This is a genomic window from Burkholderia sp. Tr-20390, assembly GCF_017104595.1.
Lineage (GTDB): Bacteria > Pseudomonadota > Gammaproteobacteria > Burkholderiales > Burkholderiaceae > Burkholderia.
Genome location: NZ_JAAGPC010000159.1, coordinates 1 through 20,337, shown reverse-complemented (window position 1 = coordinate 20,337; position 20,337 = coordinate 1). Strand labels below are relative to the sequence as shown.

Here is a 20,337-nt window from a genome sequence, read left to right as displayed (position 1 = left end):
CGCTGGCGCGTGGCCAGCAGCGCGCCGCTTGCCGCCGGCTGCCGCGTGCGCGTCACCGGCCGCCACGGGCTGCTGCTCACGGTCGCCCCGCTCTACGACGTACCGGGGCAGGAACCCCATCGAGAACGACACCAGGGAGAACCTTCATGATCGGTTTCACGTTCGGCTTCAGCAGCATCCTGATCGTCTTCGTCGTGGTGCTCATCGCGTCGTCGATCCGCATCTTCCGCGAGTACGAGCGCGGCGTGGTGTTCATGCTCGGCCGGTTCTGGAAAGTGAAGGGGCCGGGGCTCGTGCTGATCATCCCGATCGTCCAGCAGGTCGTGCGGATCGACCTGCGCACCGTCGTGTTCGACGTGCCCGCGCAGGACGTGATCACGCGCGACAACGTGTCGGTGAAGGTCAATGCGGTCGTGTATTTCCGCGTGGTCGATCCGGAGAAGGCCGTGATCCAGGTGGCGCGCTTCTTCGAGGCGACGAGCCAGCTCGCGCAGACGACGCTGCGCGCGGTGCTCGGCAAGCACGAACTCGACGCGCTGCTTGCCGAGCGCGAGCAGCTGAACGCCGACATCCAGAAGACGCTCGACGCGCAGACCGATGCGTGGGGGATCAAGGTGTCGACGGTCGAGATCAAGCACGTCGACCTGAACGAGACGATGATCCGCGCGATCGCGCGCCAGGCCGAGGCCGAGCGCGAGCGGCGCGCGAAGGTGATTCATGCGGAAGGCGAGCTGCAGGCGTCGGAGAAACTGCTGCAGGCCGCGCAGCGGCTCGCGCTGCAGCCGCAGGCGATGCAGCTGCGCTACCTGCAGACGCTGACGACGATCGCGGCGGACAAGAACTCGACGATCGTGTTTCCGCTGCCGGTCGATCTGCTGGGGGCGTTGCTGGAGCGGTTGGGGGGGAAGCGGGAGGGGTGAGCGCACGCAGCCTTGCGTACGCCGATCGCCTCCCCTAGGCCGCCGATGCCAGGATTGCGTCAATCAGTTCAACACCGCCTTCGACGTCCTCGTTACCCACGAATCGGGAAACTTCCATGTGTCCGTCATCGAACACGTCGATCTCGATGCGCTGTCCCACGACCGTCACGGAAACGAGAATGGTGTCGGGACGATGGCGACCGAGCGCATAAGCCACATGTGCGCTGTCCAGCTTCGTCAGCAGGTCAAAAATCGGATGAGTCATGCTGGATCCTATTTCTTGAATCGGTTGTCGTTGAGCAGTTTAAGTGCTTTGCGCGCGTCCTTGACCCCATTGCGTGCATCGCTCTGAATATCGTCCAGCTTCACGCCAAGATACTGGCTCGGAAATTCGCGCAATACGGAGCCTTTGCATTCCGCGGAAATGACATCGCAGGCGAACATTTCTCCTCGATTGGCCGATGCGATCTCGATCGCGTCGCCAACAGCCTCGCCAGGCACATACGGAAACGGTTGCGCATTGCCGAGCGCCATGGCGATCGTGCCATCGGGCAGCACATCCCCCGGATTTGCAAACCAGACGGCGATTCCATCCTCCGCAGGCAACTTGCGCCTCGCGAGAACAGGTGCAAATCGGTCGACCGTGGCCCTGGTAACGCGCCCAAAAAGTTGAGATGGCGTGAGCGTGATCGATCTCGGCCGCAGCCGTTCCTCAGACCTGGGCCCCGGCACGCCGATTGACCGTAGCGGCTCAACCACTGCAACCACATCACCACCGGTTACGGCGCGCTGCAATCCGTGCAAAAGCCGCATCGGTTCGGCGACATCATGTGCGGCGGAGGCAACACGGCAGTCGCGCAGGAAATTGCTCAGGGACGACAGCTGCTCCTTATTTCGCGCCAAATCGCTCGCGACTGCGGATCCGATGAACGCCTTTCCCGTTTTTTCCCCCGGTGTGCCGGTCGGGAAGCGCGCGCGATATTCACCGGGCGAATACAACGTGCAATGTCGGCCCACACCTATTTCGAGTTCAAAGGACATGGCATGTCCGTTCCGAGAGCGCTCAACAGGTCATCCGGGAGTCACGATCGTGCCCCGACGTCACGCGCTCAACGGCTGCATGGTAGGGACGGACCGGCCACGAAACAGGCGTTGGAGACTCGCGCGCCACGCGTGAAATGGCGGCAGACGTCACGAAACAGCGTGGCAGCGCGGATGCAGGCCCTTGCCGAGTGTCTTTTGCGGTGAACCAGAACCATCAACAAGTGTCATCGGAGCATCCCGTGGGGCACCAGGCTGGCCACGATCCCGGCACCCCGACTCTAGAGCCTCCCCTCCATTTCCCCCTTCCATTAGGACAAATCCTCACCCTTTGGGGCTGGCGCGCGTCCCGGAACCGTCTATGATCATTACATCGCTCAATGACACATTAAATGCTGACTGAATAACCCGTGACGGTGACGCCGGCGGGCGCATTCCGGATCAGCGCCCCAAACGGAGACGCATCATGGCCGACCATCCCCCGCTGCCGGAAGTCCACCTCGACGAGCTGCCGCAATTCCGTGCGGTCCAGCAGCTGGCGTACCGCTGCGTCGAAACCGTCGGCGCGATGCTCTACCCCGGCATCACCGAAAAGGAAGCCGCGCGCCTGCTGACCGAATGGCTGCAGGACAACGGCGTGCACGACTGGCTGCACAAGCCGTTCGCGTGGTTCGGCGACCGCACCGCGTTCGAAGGCTTCTCGGGCCTCAAGCACATGGGCGGCTTCAATCTCGCGTTCTTCCCGAGCAACCGGCAGCTCGAAACCGACATGCCGGTGATCCTCGACGTCGCGCCGGTGCTCGACGGCATCGTGGCCGACGTCGGCTACGCGCACTGCCTCGGCCACAACCCGATCCTCGAACAGCTGCAGGACGACCTGATGGACCACCGCGACATGATCGTGCGGCTCGTGAAGGCACGCCGGCCGATGGCCGAGGTCGCGCAGGAAGTCGACGCGCTGTGCCGCCGCCAGGGTGTCGAGCCGCGCCACAAGGCCTATCCGTTCAAGGTGCTCGCGCATCGCGTCGCGAAGATCCACAAGCTGTCGAAACCGCGCTTCGTCGCGCGCTTCGGGCTGAACGCGACGCGCAACCTGCTGCTCGACCAGGGCCGCGCGGCGAAACAGCAAGGCTGGTCGCCGCTGTGGTCGATCGACCGCCGCTCCGAGCATGCGCCGGTGCCGGGCCTGTGGGCCGTCGAGCCGCATCTCGGCTTCGCCGGCGTCGGCGCGAAATTCGAAGAGTTGCTGGTCATCACCGAAGACGACGCGTACTGGCTCGACGACGACCTGCCGCACGTGCGCCGCTGGCAGCGCCGCCAGGCCGAGCGGATGCAGGCCGCCGCGACCGTGCCGGCCGCCGCCTGACCCGCACGCGCCCCTCCTCCCGACTCCCTGAACGACGGACTCACGATGCAGCCTCTTTCCGACGAAGCGCCGCTGGCCCTGTTCGAATCGGTTCACAGCGAAACGGCGGTCGCCTCCGGCGACTTGACGCTCGCGGTCAAGACCTGGGGCGACCCGGCCCGCTCGCCGGTCGTGCTCGTGCACGGCTACCCCGACGACAGCAGCGTCTGGCAGCACGTCGCGCCGCTGCTCGCGCGCAAGCACTACGTGATCGCATACGACGTGCGCGGCGCGGGCCTGTCCGGCGTGCCGAAGCGCACGGCCGACTACCACCTCGCGAAGCTGACCGACGACTTCGTCGCGGTGATCGACGCGCTCTGCCCCGGCCGCGCCGTGCACCTGGTCGCGCACGACTGGGGCTCGATCCAGGGCTGGGAGTTCGTCACCGATCCGCGCCTCGCCGGCCGCATCGCGTCGTACACGTCGTGCTCGGGGCCGTGCCTCGACCACGTCGGCTTCTGGCTGCGCGAACGCGTGCTGCGCCCGACGCCCGCGTCGCTCGGCAAGCTCGGCGGCCAGCTCGTGCGGTCGTGGTACGTATACCTGTTCCACCTGCCGTTCATCCCCGAGCTCGGCTGGCGGCTGTGGCTCGGCCGCGCGTGGCCCCGCCTGCTGCACCGGCTCGAAAAAACGCCCGCCACGCCGCGCCCGACGCAAGCCGACGACGGCGCGCGCGGCGTGCGCCTCTATCGCGCGAACTTCATCCGCTGCCTGTTCGCGCCGCGCGAACGCTACGCGCATGCGCCGGTGCAGACGATCGTGCCGCTCGGCGACAAATACGTGAGCCCCGCGCTGTCCGAGAACCTGTCGCGCTGGGTGCCGCAGTACTACCGCCGTGAAGTCGCGGCCGGCCACTGGCTGCCGCTCGCCGATCCGACACGCTTCGCGGCGCTCGCCGGGCAACTGATCGACGCGGTCGAATCGGGCAACGAACCGCCCGCGCTCGCGAACGCGCGCCGCCGCGCCACGAGCGGCCGCTTCAGCGGCAAGGTCGCGGTCGTGACCGGCGCGGGCAGCGGCATCGGGCGCTGCGCGGCACTCGCGTTCGCCCGCGAAGGCGCGACGGTCGTCGCGTGCGACATCGATCCCGCGAGCGCCGAACGCACCGCGCTGCTGATTGGGCTGACCGGTGCGCAAGCGCACGCGAAGCGGGTCGACGTCGGGTCCGCCGACGACATGGAAGCGCTGGCGACGTGGGTCGGCAGCGAACTCGGCGGCGCGGACGTCGTGATCAACAACGCGGGCATCGGCATGGCCGGCGGCATCCTCGACACGAGCACGCGGCACTGGGAGCGCATCCTGCACGTGAACCTGTGGGGCGTGATCCACGGCTCGCGGCTGTTCGCGCAGCAGATGGCCGCGCGCGGCACCGGCGGGCACATCGTCAACACCGCCTCGGCCGCCGCGTTCGGGCCGTCGCGCGACCTGCCCGCGTATGCGACGACGAAGGCTGCCGTGCTGATGCTCAGCGAATGCATGCGCGCGGAACTCGCGGAACAAGGCATCGGCGTGACGGCCGTGTGCCCCGGCTTCGCGGAGACCGGAATCATGGCGTCGACGCAATACGCGGGCGCCAACGCACAGGACGAAGCGCGGCTGCGCAAGCGCGCGACGAAGCTGTACCAGATGCGCGGCCTGAAGCCCGAAACCGTCGCGCAGGCGATGGTCGACGGCGTGCTGCGCAACCGCCCCGTCGTCGCGGTCGGCGGCGAGGCGCACGCGATGCGCTTCGTCGGCCGCTTCATGCCGTGGCTCGGCCGGATGATCGCCCGCGTCAGCATGGCATCGCATTGACGGCGCACGACGCCGCACAGGGAGACACAGATGACCGATACCGCCGACTATCACAAGATCAAGGCCCGGCACGTGAAGTTCGACTTCAGCGACACGCCGGTTACCTGGGTGCCGAACGACCCGGGCAGCACGCACATCATCAACACGCTGAACCTGCTGTTCCCGGAAGGCGAGCTGTGGTTCTGCCGCGTGTACAACAAGGCGCTGCCGCTGATCACCGATGCGCGCCTGCGCGACGAGGCCGAAGGCTTCCTGCGGCAGGAAGCCGTGCATTCGCGTTCGCACGGCGGCGTGCTCAAGCACTACTACGACCGGCACGGAATCGACACGAAACCGTTCACGCAGAAGCTCAATCGCCTCTTCACGCGCGTGCTCGGCGAGCAGCCGCTCGGGCTGAAGATCGGCCACACGCGTTTCTGGCTGCGCCAGCAGCTCGCGGTGATCGCGTCGCTCGAGCATTTCTTCGGCTATCTCGGCAACTGGGTGCTCAACGCGCACGGGCTCGACGAAGGCAAGGCCGACCCGACGATGGTCGACCTGCTGCGCTGGCACGGCGCCGAGGAAGTCGAGCACCGCACGGTCGCGTTCGACATCTACCGGCACCTGGGCGGCACCTATCCGGAGCGCTGCGTGCACATGGCGTTCGTGATCCTGCTGCTGCTCTACTACATCACGACGGGCGCGAAGTTCATGTACCGGCGCGACCCGGCCGCCGGCCGCTACCCGGGTTTCGTGCTCGCGTGGTGGCAAGGCTCGCGGCGCGGGCACCTGCCGTCGTTCTGGAAGGTGATCGGCGCGGCGCTGCGCTATTTCAAGCCGGGCTATACGCCGCACCACGAAGGCTCGACCGAACAGGCGCTCGCCTATCTCGCCCGCTCGCCGGCCGCGCAGGCGGCCGCGCACGGCGGCAACTGGGGCACGACGAAGGGTGCCTGAACGGGTTTCCTGCGGGCTCGGCGGGCGTCGCCCGCCGAAATGCGTACAATCGCGGCTTCATTTCCCGGAGGTGCCGCGATGGCCATGAAGAAAACCGATCTCGAAAAGAACAAGGCGCTCAAGCTGACGCACGCGCTGAAGCAATCCAGCTCCGCGCGTTTCGGCAAGGGCGCCGAAGAAGCCACCAAGCTCGACCGCCGCGCGCAGCGCAAGCTCGACCAGGAACAGGGCCTCGTGCCGTTCGCCTGCAAGCTCAATGCCGACCTCGTCGAACAGCTCAAGGCCCGCGCGGCCACGCACCCGGAAGGGATGACGGGCCTGCTGTCCGAGCTGCTCGTGAACGGGCTCGCGCAACGCGACGCGTGACCCGCGCCCGCGTCGAACACTGCCATTGACGCCGCCGCGCGGCGACGCACGCGCTCGCGTGCCTGTGTTCGCGCTCATTGCCATCGCGATCCATCGCCGGGCACCGGCACGAAACGGTGCGTCATCGATGACGCTGGGGCGTCAGCGCGCCGATGGGTACCGCCGCCCGTCACACCAGGCCTCGCCGGAAACGGTCGAGGCTTTTTTTCGAGGTTGCGCGCCGTCCGTCCGGTCCAGTGAATCGAACGGAGAACACGACGGGCCGCGCAAGCACGTTGCCCGTCAGCCGCCCGCGACGCTCGCGCCGGCGGGAACACGGGACCGAAAGCACCCGCGTATTGAGATTCTCTTCAGGAAGTTGGTCGCATCGATGCGGCGCGGACACACTACGAATCCCGAACGCCTTGTGTCACCCGAGAAGGCGTTCCCACCCATCGAAACCGGAGATTATCTGATGAACGCATCCCGAGTGATACTTGCTCTCGCCGCAGCATTCGCCGTCAGCGGCAACGCCGTGGCCTGCGACGATCCTGACCACGACGCGCCCGCTGCCCAGCAACAGACCAGCGACCACGCGAACGACCAGGCAAGCGCGGAAGCCGCCAGCCACTGAACGCCGTGCGCGTTGCCCGAGCACGCCGGCGTGATGCCCGGCCGGCCGGGCATCGCCGACGCGTTCACGCCATGCACTGAACCGGACTCGCACTCGTTGGTCACGTACGTACGTGGTGTGCAGATCTTCCAAATTATTCGCATGCCGAATCAACATGACAAAACGAATGCTGCTCCGGTTGACCGTGCTTTCGAGCCTGCTCGCGAGCCTCCCCTCCATCCTGAACGCGGCGCCCGCACCGGCAAGTCACGGCACGCCCGCGGCGTCTTCCGGCGCGCTCACGCTGCCCCCCGGCACCCGCATTGCGGCGCGCGACACCGGCGCGGTTCTGGCGTCGATGGCGCGCGCCCACGCGATCCAGACGGTCCGCGGCAACGGCAAGCGGACGCTCTACGTCTTCTCCGATCCGGATTGTTCCTATTGCAAAAGACTGGAGCGCACGCTGGAACGGATCGACAACGTGACCATTCACACCTTCCTCTATCCGCTCGAGGGACTCCATCCGCAGGCCGCCGCGCATGCGCGCGGCGTCTGGTGCGCGGATGACCGGAATGCGGCGTGGAAAGCGTGGATGATCGACAACGTGCAACCTGCCGCCGGCACGTGTGCCGCACCGCTGGCACCGATCCGCTCGCTCGGCCTTGCGTTGGGCCTGCGCGGCACGCCGACGCTGTTCAACGCGAACGGCCGCATGATGTCCGGTGCGGTTTCCGCACCCGCCATCGAAACGTTGCTGAATGACTGAATCGAGGAAATGCACGCACCCGCGACGCGCTATCGCATCGCGGGTGCGCTTTCAATGACGCGGCACGCCGGTGCGTGCCGCGACCGATCGCGCGCCGTGCGCAGCGACGGGATGCAGCAGGGGCATCAGGTGCTGGCGGCGAGACGCGGGCCCGTGCTTCGGGGAGTGGACTCGAGGTCGGGACGTTGCGCTGCCTGCGAGGTCACCCACGGATCGATGCCCTGCTTCTGCACCTCTTCCAGGAATGACACACGTGTACGCCAGTAATCCGCTTGTAATTTCGCGTCGATGACGCGCTGTTCGGCAGCGAACAGTTCCATGCGCGCCGTCACGAGCATCGACGCAGCGGTTTTTTCCGGCGTGGGGGCGTGTCGCATCGCCCAACGGCTGATCCAGTTCAACATGCTGACCTCCGTGATTACGGACGAACCCGCATCGGGCAATCGCAAGCGGCCGTGCCTGCCCGAACACGCAACGGCCTTGACCGCACTTCACCGCCTGGCCTGCACGGACTGCGACTCCCCCGCGTCGGCAATTACTGGCCGGCGTATGCATGCGCGGTGTTTCTATCCTAGAAAGACTTGCCGGTTTATGCGATGGGGTCTTGCAATCTTTTACACAGAAACCACAGTCGCCCCCGCTTCGCGAAATGACAGTTGCGGGCGGGACGGCTTCGGCGCACGATAGCCCGATATCTGCACCCGCCTGGACTGACGAATGGCCGCTGCACGCCGCTGCCGGGCATCCGCACCGGCCACGCACGTGCGTTCGCGCGCACGCGCCGCCTGCCCCGCGTTCGTGCAGCATGCGGGCGCTCCGTTTCAGTCGGATGTCATCGTCCCGCATCCACGCCGCGTGATCCACCGCGCGTGCCGTCTTGCACGCCGTTGCGCACGCATCGGCCGGCGTCGTTCGCGCATCCCGCTCCCGTTTCAGCCATTTCTGCCGGCCCGTTCCGCCCGAACCGGTAAAATGCGCGCCTTCGTCGCGCGGCCGGGCTGCCAGACCGTTCGCGCGCAGGCAGCCGATCGATCTTTCGATCGTGCCCTCCAACTATATCGTCCGAGCTATCCGCGCTATTACAATCCGCCGATAGCCGGGCAATAGTGGCTGGTTACAGTAAGCCGGCCGCGCTGCCTTTACAACAATTCGGCACAACAAGCAACACGACAACCGACCGGAGAAACGCCTTCATGGAATCCATCAAGCGGTATTTCGGCTTCGCTGAAGCCGGCACCGACTTCCGCACCGAAATACTCGCGGGCGTCACCACGTTCCTGACGATGGCCTACATCATCTTCGTCAACCCCGCGATCCTCGGCGACGCCGGCATGCCGAAGGAATCCGTGTTCGTCGCGACCTGCCTCGTCGCGGCGCTGGCGTCGCTCATCATGGGGCTGTACGCGAACTACCCGATCGCATGCGCGCCCGGCATGGGCCTGAACGCGTATTTCGCGTACACGGTCGTGAAGGGGATGGGCTTCACGTGGCAGGCCGCGCTCGGCGCGGTGTTCATCTCCGGCTGCCTGTTCCTGCTCGTCACGCTGTTCCGCGTACGAGAGGCGATCGTCAACGGCATTCCGAAATCGCTGCGGATCTCGATCACCGCGGGTATCGGCCTGTTCCTCGGCATCATCTCGCTGAAGACGTCGGGCGTGATCGTCGGCAACCCGGCCACGCTCGTCACGCTGGGCGACCTGCACAAGCACGACACGATCCTCGCGATCGTCGGCTTCTTCACGATCGTCACGCTCGACCACCTGCGCGTGCGCGGCGCGATCCTGATCGGCATCATCGGCGTGACGATCCTGTCGTTCTTCTTCGGTGACAACCAGTTCCACGGCGTGTTCTCCGCGCCGCCGTCGATCGACGCGACGCTGTTCAAGCTCGACATCGGCGCCGCGCTGTCGACCGGCATCATCAACGTGATCCTCGTGTTCTTCCTCGTCGAGCTGTTCGACGCGACGGGCACGCTGATGGGCGTCGCGAACCGCGCGGGCCTGCTCGTCGAAGGCAAGATGAACCGCCTGAACAAGGCGCTGCTCGCCGACAGCACGGCGATCGTCGCGGGCTCGGTGCTCGGCACGTCGTCGACCACCGCGTATATCGAAAGCGCGTCGGGCGTGCAGGCCGGCGGCCGCACGGGCGTGACGGCCATCACCGTCGCGGTGCTGTTCCTCGCGTGCCTGTTCATCGCGCCGCTCGCCGGCGTCGTGCCGGCGTACGCGACGGCACCGGCGCTGCTGTACGTGTCGTGCCTGATGCTGCGCGAGATGGTCGAGGTGCCGTGGGACGATGCCACGGAAGCCGTGCCGGCCGCGCTGACCGCCCTGCTGATGCCGTTCACGTACTCGATCGCGAACGGCGTGGCATTCGGCTTCATCGCGTACGGCGGCCTCAAGCTGCTGACCGGCCAGGCCCGCTCGGTCAAGCCGATCGTGTGGCTCATCGCCGCCGTGTTCCTGTTCCGCTTCTTCTATCTCGGCAGCGAATGACGGCGGCGCTTCGGCGCGCGGCATGATGCACGATGAAAAAACGCCACCTTCGGGTGGCGTTTTCGTTTTCGCATGATTCTTCTGCGATCCTGACGAATCGACACGCACGGCCATGCCGACGGTCGGGCAAGCCGGTGCGGCCCGCATACGAAAATGCCGCCCGGCCCCGCCGAACGGCATTGCGTGCAAGGCAACGTCTTCGCATGCGCAGCGTTCAGCGACGTGCGCCGCAAGACGGGCGTCGTGTCGTCAGCGCCAGTTGGCCTCGTAGAAGCGGACGTAGCCGCTGCGCAGCGTCACGCATTGCGCGCGCGTCTCCGACAGCAGGCGGCGTGCAGCCGCCTCGATACGGTCGCGGTGCTGATCGAACGCGCCGACCATGTCCTCGAAGCGCGGCGACGCCGCGCCGAAGTGATCTTCCAGCGCCTCGGCGGTGATCTGACATTGGACGCGCTCGCCATTGACCAACGCCGTGAACGCCAGCATCAGGTCGCGCCCCGAATACTCGGGCTTCTCGTTCGTGAAATGGATCTGCATGGGAGCCGCCTCGACCGGTAGAAAACGAATGACCGCGTCCGTCGTCCGCTACCGGCCGGACGAAATGTACGCGGGCTCGCCGGCGGAGGCACCGCCCGCGGGGATAGGCGCGGACAATGCATGCCGGTTGATTTCCACTTTAGACGGTTTCGCGCAGGAGACAAATTTTCCGGCGTGCGTCGTTCCGACGCGCCTTTCATCAGATCAGCGCGGCATCCGGCACCGTTTCGGAAACCGGCGTCAGTGAGGGTCGTTCGGCCAGACGTTGAGCGCGATGGCAGCCGTCGTGGCGCCCACCGCGATCGCGGCCGCCCCGTATCGCACCGCATCGGTCAGATCGAACAGCAGCCCGTGGATCGCCACGGCGATGCCGCCCAGCATGATGAATGTGGCGATGGCCGCCAGCACGACTCTCAGTTCCGTCCGAACCATGATGCGTCTCCCGAACGGATGCATGTCGCGTCGCATGCATGTTGCAATGCGGAACACGGCGCGTGCGTGCTCCATTTCCATCATTGCAGGCGGGCATTTAAAAGCAAGGGGATTTTGTTCGCGGTCGCGCTTCGTACGCGGCGCTTGTATGATGATGCGTACCCGGATGGTTGCCGTTCGCACACCGATGGTGCGCCGCACGCGAAGGCGGGAATCCGTAGAGGATTCCGGTGCGTATGCGTGCGCCGGATCGGCCGATTTCGAGGAGCATGGGGCCTGAGTGAGTGTTGAAATGCTCACCGGGTTCGACCGCGAAGCATGGGACATGCAGTAAGCGCTAAAGCGCTAACTGCTGTCGACCGCGAAGCATGGGGTCCCAGTAAGCGCTAAAGCGCTAACTGGGACCGACAGGAGACAAGTCATGCCGCAACCTTTCGTGCTGCCCGCCACCGCGGGTCGCACCGACCTGCTCGCGCAGGCGCATGCGCGTTCGACCGCGGTCGGCCTGCGCGCGCACGAACGCCCGGATTTCTCGCCGCTGTCGCGCCTCGCGCTGCGCGAACTGCTCGACACGAATCACGCACTGTTCTCGCACGCCCGCCCGGTGATGGAGAACCTTCACGCGCAGATCGCCGACACGCAAAGCCTCGTGCTGCTGACCGACGCCGACGGCGTGATCCTGCACAGCATCGGCGACGCGGACTTCATCGAGAAAGCCAACCGCGTCGCGCTGTGTACCGGCGTGTCGTGGGCGGAAGGCGCACGCGGCACCAACGCGATCGGCACCGCGCTCGCATCGGGCCAGGCCGTCGCCGTGCATGGGTCCGAACACTTCCTGCGCGCCAATCACATCCTCACCTGCTCGTGCGCACCGATCTTCGACCCGTTCGGCCGCACGCTCGGCACGCTCGACGTCAGCGGCGACCCGCGCGGCTCGAGTCCGCATACGCTCGCGCTCGTGCGGATGTCCGCGCAACTGATCGAGAACCACCTGTTCGCGAACCAGTGCGCGGAAGCGTTGCGGCTGCGCTTTCATGCACACGAGGAATGCGTCGATTCGCTGTTCGCCGGGCTCGTCGCCTTCGGCCCCGACGGCGGGCTGATCGCCGCGAACCGCAGCGCGCAATTCCAGCTCGGTGCGTCGTTCGACGCACTGCAGCATCAGGCCAGCGACGCGCTGTTCGGCATGCGCTTCGGCCAGCTCGCGCAGCAGGCGGCACGCGCGCCGGGTGCGATGTTCCGCCTCACGCTGTCGACCGGCGTCCGCGTGCTGGCGCGCTGCGAATTCGCGGAAGCGCACAAGACCACCGTCGCCGTCACGCCGCCCGCGCCCGCCGCACGGGTGCGCACGCCGGATCCCGACACGATCACGTTCGCGACGCTCGACACGGGCGACGCACGCATGGCCGCCGTGCTCGAACGCGTCGCGAAGATCCGCGGGCGCGACCTGCCGCTGCTGATCCTCGGCCAGACCGGCACCGGCAAGGAATGGCTCGCCCGTGCGCTGCACCAGGCATCGCCGCGTGCGGACGGCCCGTTCGTCGCGGTCAACTGCGCGGCGCTGCCCGATTCGCTGATCGAGGCCGAACTGTTCGGTTACGAGGACGGTGCATTCACCGGCGCACGCAAGCGCGGCAGCCCCGGCAAGATCGTGCAGGCCGACGGCGGCACGCTGTTTCTCGACGAAATCGGCGACATGCCGCTCGCGCAGCAGGTCAGGCTGATGCGCGTGCTGCAGGAACGCGCGGTGATGCCGCTCGGCGGTGCGCGCGCGGTGCCGGTCGACGTACGCGTGGTCTGCGCGACCCACCGCGACCTGCGCGCGATGATCGCGGAAGGCACGTTCCGCGAAGACCTGTTCTACCGGATCAACGGGCTCGCGGTCACGCTGCCGGCGCTCGCCGCACGCACCGACCTGCCCGCGCTCGTCGAGCGGATTCTCGCGCGGCTCGCGCGCAGCGAACCGATGCCGCGCCGCATCGCGGCCGACGTGCTCGACGCGTTCACGCGCCACCGCTGGCCCGGCAACCTGCGCCAGATGACCAACGTGCTGCGTACGGCCGGCATGCTCGCCGAAGACGAAGCGGAAATCACGCTCGCCCATTTGCCCGACGATTTCTGGCTCGATTGCGACGACGCACCGGCAGCGCCCGCCGCCGCGGCGCCGGCCGCATCGGCCGCCACGCACGAAGGCACGACACTGCAAAGCCATCAGGCCGCGGTGATCGACGCCGTGCTCGCGCGGCATGGCGGCAACGTATCGGCGGCCGCGCGCGAGCTCGGTCTCGCCCGCAATACCGTGTACCGGCACCTGCGCCGGCACTGACGCCGGCGGCCGGCCGGCGCCGGCCGCCAGCACGTTCGGGTATGCTTGGCGCGTTGCCGCCGAACCGCCGCCCGCCTCTGCCTCCGCCATGACCGATCCGGAACACCTGCCCCTCGTGCGCATCGAGCCGCTCGGCGCGACCTTCGATGCGCCCGATTCGCTGACGCTGCTCGAAGCCGCCGCGTTCGCGCACGTGTCGCTGCCGCGCTCGTGCCGCAACGGCACGTGCCGAAGCTGCCTTTGCCGGATCGTCAGCGGCAGCGTACGCTACACGATCGAATGGCCGGGGCTGAGCCGCGAGGAAAAAGCCGACGGCTATACGCTGCCGTGCGTGGCCGTCGCGACGTCGGACCTCGTGCTCGACGTACCCGACGCGGTCATGCTCGACTAGACGCGGCGTGCGCTCGCGCATGCCATCCAGCAAAGGTTGATCCGGAGTGGAGAACGTCATGACCCAGCAAACCGATCGCATCGAGAAACAGGCCCAGCTCAACGCATCGCCCGACCGCGTGTGGGAAGCCGTCAGCAATTCCGGCGAATTCGGCCAGTGGTTCGGCGTCACGTTCGACGGGCCGTTCACGGCGGGCCAGCCGCTGTTCGGCCGCATCACGCCGACACGCGTCGACGACGACGTCGCCAAGGCGCAAGAGCCCTACGCGGGCACTGTGTTCGAAATCGTCGTCGACCGCGTCGAGCCGAAGCAACTGTTCTCGTTTCGCTGGCATCCGTTCGCGATCGACCCGAATTTCGATTACGCGTCCGAGCCGATGACGCTCGTCACGTTCACGCTCGCCGCACAGGCCGGCGGCACGCTGCTCACGGTCACCGAAACGGGTTTCGACCAGTTGATCGAAGCGCGCCGCGCGAAGGCGCGCGAGATGAACGACCAGGGCTGGGCCGCGCAGATGACGCTGATCACGAAATACCTGGCGAAGCACGCGTAGCGCGCCGCCACGTACGTCGATGCGCGCGTCCGTGCCGACATGCGCATCGACGTGCGTGGCATAATCCGCTCCATCGTCGCCTGTACGTCACCGCGCATCGCATGCTGAGTCGTCGCCTCCGGAAGATCGGCAGTCTGATCGGGATGCTCGCCATCCTGATGACGGCGCTCGCGCCGACGATCTCGCAGGCACTGACGACGCAGCAGCGCGTCGAGACGCTGCTGGCCGGCTACTGCTCGGCCGCGCCGGCCACCGGCGAGCGCGCCGCCGATTCGTCGCAGAAGAGCCTGACGGCCCACCTCCAGGCATGCGGCTATTGCAGCCTGCTTGCTCACACACCCGCACTGCCCGCGCCCGAACTGACGTTCGCGGCCAACGTGCACGTCATTCAGCATCGCGAAGCGACCCGCTTCGACAGCCTGCGCCGCGCGCTGCCGCACACGGCCGCGCAACCGCGCGCCCCTCCGTTCTCGTCCTGATTCGTCGTCAATGCCCGTGATGCCGTCAAGCATCGCGTGGCCCGCGCACGCCGCCGGCGTGTGCGACCTGTCACGTTTCGAAGGACGATCATGTGTCACCGTATTGCGCGCGGCGTCGTGCCGTGCGTGCGGTTGGCGGCTTCCGGTTCGTACTGTCGCGCCGACATTCGCTCGCGGGCGAACGTCCGGCCGCGCACGCTCGCGCTGACGCCAGCCGCCCTCGGTGCTGCTGCGAGGGTACACGTGCACCCGTCCGTCGAATCCGTGTTGCGCCATCCGATTCGCCACTCGCACATTCGATCATGAACACCCCCTCTTTCGTTCGTGGCGCGCTCGCCGCACTCGGCTTCGTCGTCACCCTGGCCGCCCACGCCCACGCGCTCCCGAAGACGCAGGAACCGGCTGCCGACGCCATGCTTTCGACCGCGCCGCACGCAGTCACGATCGGTTTCAGCGAAGCGCTCGAGCCCGCTTTCAGCTCGATCGCCGTCACCGACAGCCATGGGCAATCGGTCGTCGACGGGAAATCGTCCGTCGATGCGCGCAACCGGAAGCGCATGCAGGTCGCGCTGACCAACCTGACGGCCGGCACGTACACGGTCGCGTGGATCGCGGTGGCCAGCGACGGCCATCGCACGCAAGGCCACTACGCGTTCACGCTGAAATGAGGTCCGCGATGCGCATCGGCGTTCCGTGCCGGCCGCGTTGCCCCCTTTTCCACTGCATCTACCCATCAGGAGAACCAACCATGAAGCGCTCGATTCCGACCGGCCTGCTGTTCGCACTGCTGGCGCTGCAAGCCCCCGCCACGTTCGCCGCAACGGCCGTGCAGGCAGAAAACTGCTGGATTCGCGCGATGCCGGCCACCGTGCCGTCGTCCGGCTACTTCACGCTGAAGAACGACGGCGACGCGCCCGTCACGCTGACCGGCCTCGACTCGCCGGCGTACGGGATGGCGATGCTGCATGAAACGCAAACGAGCGGCAGCACCGCGAGGATGGTCCATGTCGACGCCGTCGAAGTGCCCGCGCACGGCACGCTGACCTTCAAGCCGAAGAGCTATCACGTGATGCTCGAGCAACCGCGCCAGGCCGTCGCGCCCGGCGCGAAGGTGCCGCTCCGGCTGCATTTCGCGGACGGCTCGACGGTGTCCGTGACCTGCGACGCCAAGGCGCCGACCTACGCCGGCCAGTAACGTCCACCGCCCCCGATCGAAGGAGATGCACATGAAACATCGCCTGCCGCTGGCCGACCTGATCGTCCGCTACCGGACACCGCTGAACGTCGCCGTGATGATCGTCTGCGGGATATGGGCCGGGTGGATCGCGTGGATGACGCGCCCCGCCGCGATCGATACGCCGCCGTCGATCCCGGCGTACTGCATGCGCGACGCCAGCTGACGCACCGCGCCGGCGCGGTTCCGGCGCGAGCCTGCGCCCATTATTGGCGTGGCATCATCGCTTCATCCCGACCGCCGGAACCGCCTCTCGGAGCGCCGCATGTCCATTCAGACCTGGATGCTGTTTGCCGCAGCCTATCTCGCCACGACGCTGTCGCCGGGGCCGAACGTGCTGCTCGTCATCCGCAACACGGTGCGCTACGGCACGCACGGCACGGCCGCGACGATCGCGGGCAACCTCGTCGCGCAAGGGGTGGTCGTGGTGCTCGTCGCGCTCGGCGTCGGCGCGGTGCTGGCCGCGATGCCGCCGCTGTTCGTCGCGATGAAGGTGGTCGGCGCCGCGTACCTGATCTTCCTGGGTGTCCGGCAACTGCGCGGCGACCGCAAGGCCGCCGCTGCGACCGGAGAAGCGGAAATCGCCGCGCCCGACCGCGGGAAACTGTTCCGCGAAGCGCTGTTCGTGTCGGGCAGCAATCCAAAGACGATGATCTTCCTGTCGGCGTTCATGCCGCAGTTCATCGTGCACGACCGCCCGCTCGCGCTGCAGTTCGTCGTGATGTACGCGACGATCGCGTGCACGGTGGTGATCGTTCACAGCGTCTATTCGGCCGGCGTGCGCCGCTTCCATCGCGGCTTCGGCATGAGCCGCGCGGTGCATGCGCTCAAGCGCGCCAGCGGGCTGCTGTTCGTCGGGCTGGGGATCAGGCTGCTGACCGCGCGTCAGGCGTAAGCCGACGCACGCCCGTCAGCGCGTGTGTGCGGCCAGCTCGGCCGCGATCTCGCCGAACGACGGCCGCGCATCGACGTCTTCATTCAGGCAGGCCACCGCGAGCGCATCGAGCGCGTTTCGACTGGCCCACGTGCGCGGCTCGCATCGTTCGAGCAACTCGCCGAGCAGATAGCCGAACGCCCGTACCTCGATCCGTTCGAACGCTGCAGCACGGGTGCGATCGTTCGCATCGTAGAGCGACGCCGCGCCGAAATCCCCGAGCAGCGCGCCGCCTTCGCCATCGTGCAGGATGTTGTGCGCGTACAGGTCGCCATGCATGATGCCGCGGGCATGCAGATGGCCCGCCACCGACGCGATGCCATGCGCGATCCGCACCGCCTCCACCGGCGTGAATTTCGCATCGGCCGCATACACGTCGCGCGTGCAGGTCGCGAAGCTCGGCGGCCCGGCGAGGTTCGTGAGCGCGGGATCGACCAGTTCCATCACGAGGCCGTGCGTGCCGTCCGGATGCCCGCTCACCTTGCCGATCACCGGGATCATGCTCGGATGGCGGCCGGCGTGCAGGCACGCGGCCATTTCGCAATCGGGCAGGCCGTCGCTCGTCACCGCGCCCTTGAACAGCTTGACCGCGACCGCCCGTGGCGAATGCCCGTCCGCGCGCCACTGCGCGCGGTAAATGACGCCCGATGCACCCTCGCCCAGCTTCTGCTCGCAGGCCAGCGATGCCCAGTCGACGTTCGCGACCTCGGGCCCGGCCGACGCCGCGGCTTCCGGCGCGGCGCCGAACGGGTTGCCTGCGGTGGCGAGCCATGCGAGGCGCGGCAAGCGCAGCAGCCAATCGGGCAGCGCGTCCAGCCGGTTCGCGGACAGGCGAACCAGTTCGAGCGCGCGGCATGCGGCCATTTCCGCCGGCAGCGCGCGCAGCCGGTTGCCGGCGAGCATCAGCTTCTGCAGCCGCGAGCAATCGCCGATATCGGCCGGCAATGCGTCGATGGCGTTGTCGGTGAGGATCAGCCAGCGCAGCGCGCGCGGCAGCGACCCGCTCGGCACCGTTTGAATCCGGTTCGCCTTGAAGCCGATCATGTCGAGCTGCCCGCACGCGCCGAGCACGTCGGGGAACGCGGTGAAGCGGTTGCCGGACGCGAACAGGATGCGCAGGCGGTGCAGCCGCGGCAGGTCGTCCGGCAGTGCGGACAGCGCATTGCCGGTGAGGTCGAGCACTTCGAGCGTGTCGGCGAGATCGAAGATCGCGCGCGGGAATTCCGTCAACCCGCATGCGAGCTTGAGTTGCCGTGCGCCGGCGAGCTGGCCGGCCTGCAGTTGTTCGAGGGTGTGTGTCACGCGGGGAAAACGGGTGGCGGTTGCGACGATCGTCGGGTCGATCGCCCGAATTCTACCGGGATCGCCTGCGTGCATTCACCGATCTTGTCACACCCCCTTCACAAACGCGCAACGTCGCGCTAGAATTGCGCCCCTTGCAGTGCCGACGTGGTGAAATTGGTAGACACGCTATCTTGAGGGGGTAGTGGCGAAAGCTGTGCGAGTTCGAGTCTCGCCGTCGGCACCAGGATTTCTTCTCTCATCGTTGCGCGACATGCGACAAACGCATTCCGGCAACGATCGACGATCATCCCGCGCAATCGCGCACCGCTGTTTCCGATTCCCACATCAGGCTGCAACCAGGCACCATGCTGCTGCGAATTCGCGCGCGCTCCCGACTGCCGTCCGGACAGCCGGAAGCGTACGCGTACGTCATGTCACTCACGACGCCAGCGCATCCTCCCCCTTCACCGCATACGCCGCCTCCCGCCGCCGCAACCGCATCGCGATCAACGCGGCCAGCACCGCCAGCGCCACACCGGCGAGAAACCCGCCCGTGTAACCCACCTTCGCGGTCAGCGACAAAATCGTCGACGACGCGATCAACTCGCCGAGATCGCGCGTGCTCTGCACGGCCGTCACGTCGGTGCCGGCCTGGTCGCTGCCGCCCGCGAAGCGCATGCCGGCCGTCATGATCGACACCGACGTGATCCCGGTCGCCAGCGAACCGAGCACCGTGCACAGCCAGGCCCACGACGACGCCACCGGCAGCCATCCGCTCGCCTGCGCGAACCACAGCAGCGCGGCCGCGCCGGCACAGCTCACGCCGGCCGTAAACGCAGGCCACAACCCGAGCCGCCGGACAAGCCACGCGCCGCCGCCGCACCCGAGCACGACCGTCACGATGCCGCCGGCCATCCCGAGCTTCCCGATCGCGTCGAGCGACCAGCCCGCATCGTTGAGAAACAGTTTCGACAGGCCGAAGCCCGACACGGCCGTCATCGCCGACAGAAGTGCCAACGACAGCAGCGACCACGAACGCGGCCGCTTCGCGAAGCGCACGAGGCTCGCGTTGGGTTCGGCTTGCACACGTGCACGATCCGCATCGCGCGGCAGCACCCACAGCACGCACGCGAGGCTCGCGAGCGGCACGGCGGCCAGCGCGAGAAACGCGGCCCGCTGCCCGAACAGGCCGATCAGCGTCAACGTGCCGGCGCCGCCGCCGAAGAAGCCGATCATCACGCCCGCGATCTGGATCGCGTTGATCTTCGCGAGCGTGTCGCCGCTGAAGTGCTCGGCGGCCATTCCGTCGTTCGCGATGTCCTGCGTCGCGCTCGCGAGCGACGCGACGGCCAGCAGGCCGACCGCCCACCCGGCCGTCGCGACCGTCATGCCGATCTGCGCGAGGCTGCCGAGGCACAGCACGACGAGCGTCTGCATCGGCAGCATCCAGCTGCGCCGCCGGCCGATGCGCGGCGACCAGCGGTTGTCGACGACGGGCGCCCACAGGAATTTCACGACCCACGGCAAACCGACGAGCGGCAGGAACGCCAGTGCGTGAAGCGGCGCGCCGTCGTGGCGCAGCAGGGTCGGCATCGCGTCCATCGCAATGCCGATCGGGATTCCCTGTGACAGGTAAAGCAGCGTGATCGTGATGACCAGGCGCCGATGTTCGAGCAAATCGCGCATCGAAGTCTCCAGTTGCATGACATTAAAAAGGTTCGGCGCCGGCCGGCGCACCGCTCGGCAGCTTTCTGTTCGACGCATTCGGCTTTGCTTCGATCGGGCTCGCCACTTCCGCGGGCGCGGTCGTGACGATGCTGCTGGTCAGCCCGGTTTCGGATGCCAGAACCCA

Annotated in this window: 23 protein-coding genes and 1 tRNA gene; 17 read left to right on the top strand and 7 right to left on the bottom strand. The window is 67.2% G+C overall.

All coding sequences use genetic code 11. From position 1 onward, the window contains the following. Positions 1-146 precede the first annotated feature (146 nt). Positions 147-920, top strand: a complete 774-nt coding sequence (locus tag G3N98_RS30605) for a slipin family protein (protein ID WP_089475357.1) — start codon at positions 147-149, stop codon at positions 918-920. Between the two features lie 34 nt (positions 921-954). Here G3N98_RS30605 and G3N98_RS30600 read toward each other — a convergent pair whose 3' ends face one another. Continuing rightward, positions 955-1,185 carry a hypothetical protein gene (locus tag G3N98_RS30600; protein WP_241026152.1) on the bottom strand — a complete coding sequence of 77 codons (231 nt, stop codon included), beginning with the start codon at positions 1,183-1,185 and terminating at the stop codon, positions 955-957. A gap of 8 nt (positions 1,186-1,193) precedes the next feature. Then, positions 1,194-1,961 (bottom strand): hypothetical protein, encoded by a 768-nt coding sequence (locus G3N98_RS30595; protein ID WP_206150299.1) that lies wholly within the window; start codon positions 1,959-1,961, stop codon positions 1,194-1,196. Between the two features lie 466 nt (positions 1,962-2,427). Here G3N98_RS30595 and G3N98_RS30590 point away from each other — a divergent pair, with 466 nt between their 5' ends. The 6 genes from G3N98_RS30590 to G3N98_RS30565 all read left to right on the top strand — a co-directional run bounded on the left by G3N98_RS30590 (position 2,428) and on the right by G3N98_RS30565 (position 7,820). Continuing rightward, positions 2,428-3,327, top strand: coding sequence for a M24 family metallopeptidase (locus G3N98_RS30590; RefSeq protein WP_089475359.1), 900 nt, complete (start codon positions 2,428-2,430; stop codon positions 3,325-3,327). 45 nt (positions 3,328-3,372) lie between these two features. Then, positions 3,373-5,160, top strand: coding sequence for an SDR family oxidoreductase (locus tag G3N98_RS30585; RefSeq protein ID WP_206150298.1), 1,788 nt, complete (start codon positions 3,373-3,375; stop codon positions 5,158-5,160). A gap of 30 nt (positions 5,161-5,190) precedes the next feature. Beyond that, positions 5,191-6,096, top strand: a complete 906-nt coding sequence (locus G3N98_RS30580) for a metal-dependent hydrolase (protein ID WP_089426938.1) — start codon at positions 5,191-5,193, stop codon at positions 6,094-6,096. 78 nt (positions 6,097-6,174) lie between these two features. Next, complete coding sequence (locus tag G3N98_RS30575) at positions 6,175-6,462, top strand: hypothetical protein (RefSeq protein ID WP_089426937.1); 288 nt, start codon at positions 6,175-6,177, stop codon at positions 6,460-6,462. A gap of 25 nt (positions 6,463-6,487) precedes the next feature. Then, positions 6,488-7,075, top strand: a complete 588-nt coding sequence (locus G3N98_RS30570; RefSeq protein ID WP_206150297.1) for a hypothetical protein — start codon at positions 6,488-6,490, stop codon at positions 7,073-7,075. A gap of 154 nt (positions 7,076-7,229) precedes the next feature. Continuing rightward, entirely contained in the window at positions 7,230-7,820 is a 591-nt protein-coding gene (locus tag G3N98_RS30565; protein WP_206150296.1) for a DsbC family protein, read from the top strand. 125 nt (positions 7,821-7,945) lie between these two features. On the opposite strand, the gene G3N98_RS30560 is transcribed toward G3N98_RS30565, so the two are convergent. Continuing rightward, positions 7,946-8,224 carry a hypothetical protein gene (locus G3N98_RS30560; RefSeq protein ID WP_011354312.1) on the bottom strand — a complete coding sequence of 93 codons (279 nt, stop codon included), beginning with the start codon at positions 8,222-8,224 and terminating at the stop codon, positions 7,946-7,948. Between the two features lie 789 nt (positions 8,225-9,013). Between G3N98_RS30560 and G3N98_RS30555 the strand changes: the two genes are divergently transcribed. Continuing rightward, complete coding sequence (locus G3N98_RS30555) at positions 9,014-10,315, top strand: NCS2 family permease (RefSeq protein WP_089426935.1); 1,302 nt, start codon at positions 9,014-9,016, stop codon at positions 10,313-10,315. 249 nt (positions 10,316-10,564) lie between these two features. Here G3N98_RS30555 and G3N98_RS30550 read toward each other — a convergent pair whose 3' ends face one another. Both G3N98_RS30550 and G3N98_RS30545 read right to left on the bottom strand, forming a co-directional pair. Beyond that, positions 10,565-10,852 (bottom strand): DUF1488 domain-containing protein, encoded by a 288-nt coding sequence (locus tag G3N98_RS30550; RefSeq protein WP_011354308.1) that lies wholly within the window; start codon positions 10,850-10,852, stop codon positions 10,565-10,567. Positions 10,853-11,092: 240 nt separating this feature from the next. Next, the gene (locus G3N98_RS30545; protein ID WP_264163869.1) at positions 11,093-11,368 is read right to left on the bottom strand and encodes a DUF2964 domain-containing protein; all 276 of its coding nucleotides are present in this window, start codon (positions 11,366-11,368) and stop codon (positions 11,093-11,095) included. Positions 11,369-11,705: 337 nt separating this feature from the next. On the opposite strand from G3N98_RS30545, the gene G3N98_RS30540 reads away from it, so the two are divergent. From G3N98_RS30540 to G3N98_RS30505, 8 genes are all read left to right on the top strand, one after another. Beyond that, positions 11,706-13,610 (top strand): sigma-54-dependent Fis family transcriptional regulator, encoded by a 1,905-nt coding sequence (locus tag G3N98_RS30540; protein WP_206150295.1) that lies wholly within the window; start codon positions 11,706-11,708, stop codon positions 13,608-13,610. Positions 13,611-13,698: 88 nt separating this feature from the next. Beyond that, complete coding sequence (locus tag G3N98_RS30535; protein ID WP_089426933.1) at positions 13,699-14,001, top strand: 2Fe-2S iron-sulfur cluster-binding protein; 303 nt, start codon at positions 13,699-13,701, stop codon at positions 13,999-14,001. 58 nt (positions 14,002-14,059) lie between these two features. After that, positions 14,060-14,554, top strand: a complete 495-nt coding sequence (locus tag G3N98_RS30530; RefSeq protein WP_175240188.1) for an SRPBCC family protein — start codon at positions 14,060-14,062, stop codon at positions 14,552-14,554. Between the two features lie 101 nt (positions 14,555-14,655). Then, positions 14,656-15,033 (top strand): DUF2946 domain-containing protein, encoded by a 378-nt coding sequence (locus G3N98_RS30525; protein ID WP_174973664.1) that lies wholly within the window; start codon positions 14,656-14,658, stop codon positions 15,031-15,033. A 302-nt stretch (positions 15,034-15,335) separates the two neighbouring features. Next, a complete protein-coding gene (gene copC, locus G3N98_RS30520; protein WP_206150294.1) occupies positions 15,336-15,701 on the top strand; it encodes a copper homeostasis periplasmic binding protein CopC in 366 nt (121 codons plus the stop codon). A gap of 80 nt (positions 15,702-15,781) precedes the next feature. Further along, positions 15,782-16,228 carry a copper chaperone PCu(A)C gene (locus G3N98_RS30515; protein WP_206150293.1) on the top strand — a complete coding sequence of 149 codons (447 nt, stop codon included), beginning with the start codon at positions 15,782-15,784 and terminating at the stop codon, positions 16,226-16,228. Positions 16,229-16,259: 31 nt separating this feature from the next. Then, a complete protein-coding gene (locus G3N98_RS30510) occupies positions 16,260-16,433 on the top strand; it encodes a hypothetical protein (protein ID WP_166895179.1) in 174 nt (57 codons plus the stop codon). A 99-nt stretch (positions 16,434-16,532) separates the two neighbouring features. Beyond that, a complete protein-coding gene (locus G3N98_RS30505; protein WP_206150292.1) occupies positions 16,533-17,162 on the top strand; it encodes a LysE family translocator in 630 nt (209 codons plus the stop codon). A gap of 15 nt (positions 17,163-17,177) precedes the next feature. Here G3N98_RS30505 and G3N98_RS30500 read toward each other — a convergent pair whose 3' ends face one another. Then, positions 17,178-18,503 (bottom strand): leucine-rich repeat-containing protein kinase family protein, encoded by a 1,326-nt coding sequence (locus G3N98_RS30500; protein WP_206150300.1) that lies wholly within the window; start codon positions 18,501-18,503, stop codon positions 17,178-17,180. 141 nt (positions 18,504-18,644) lie between these two features. On the opposite strand from G3N98_RS30500, the gene G3N98_RS30495 reads away from it, so the two are divergent. After that, a tRNA-Leu gene (locus G3N98_RS30495) sits at positions 18,645-18,729 on the top strand. Positions 18,730-18,923: 194 nt separating this feature from the next. Here G3N98_RS30495 and G3N98_RS30490 read toward each other — a convergent pair. After that, entirely contained in the window at positions 18,924-20,171 is a 1,248-nt protein-coding gene (locus G3N98_RS30490) for a RhtX/FptX family siderophore transporter (protein WP_089463504.1), read from the bottom strand. Between the last annotated feature and the right edge of the window lie 166 nt (positions 20,172-20,337).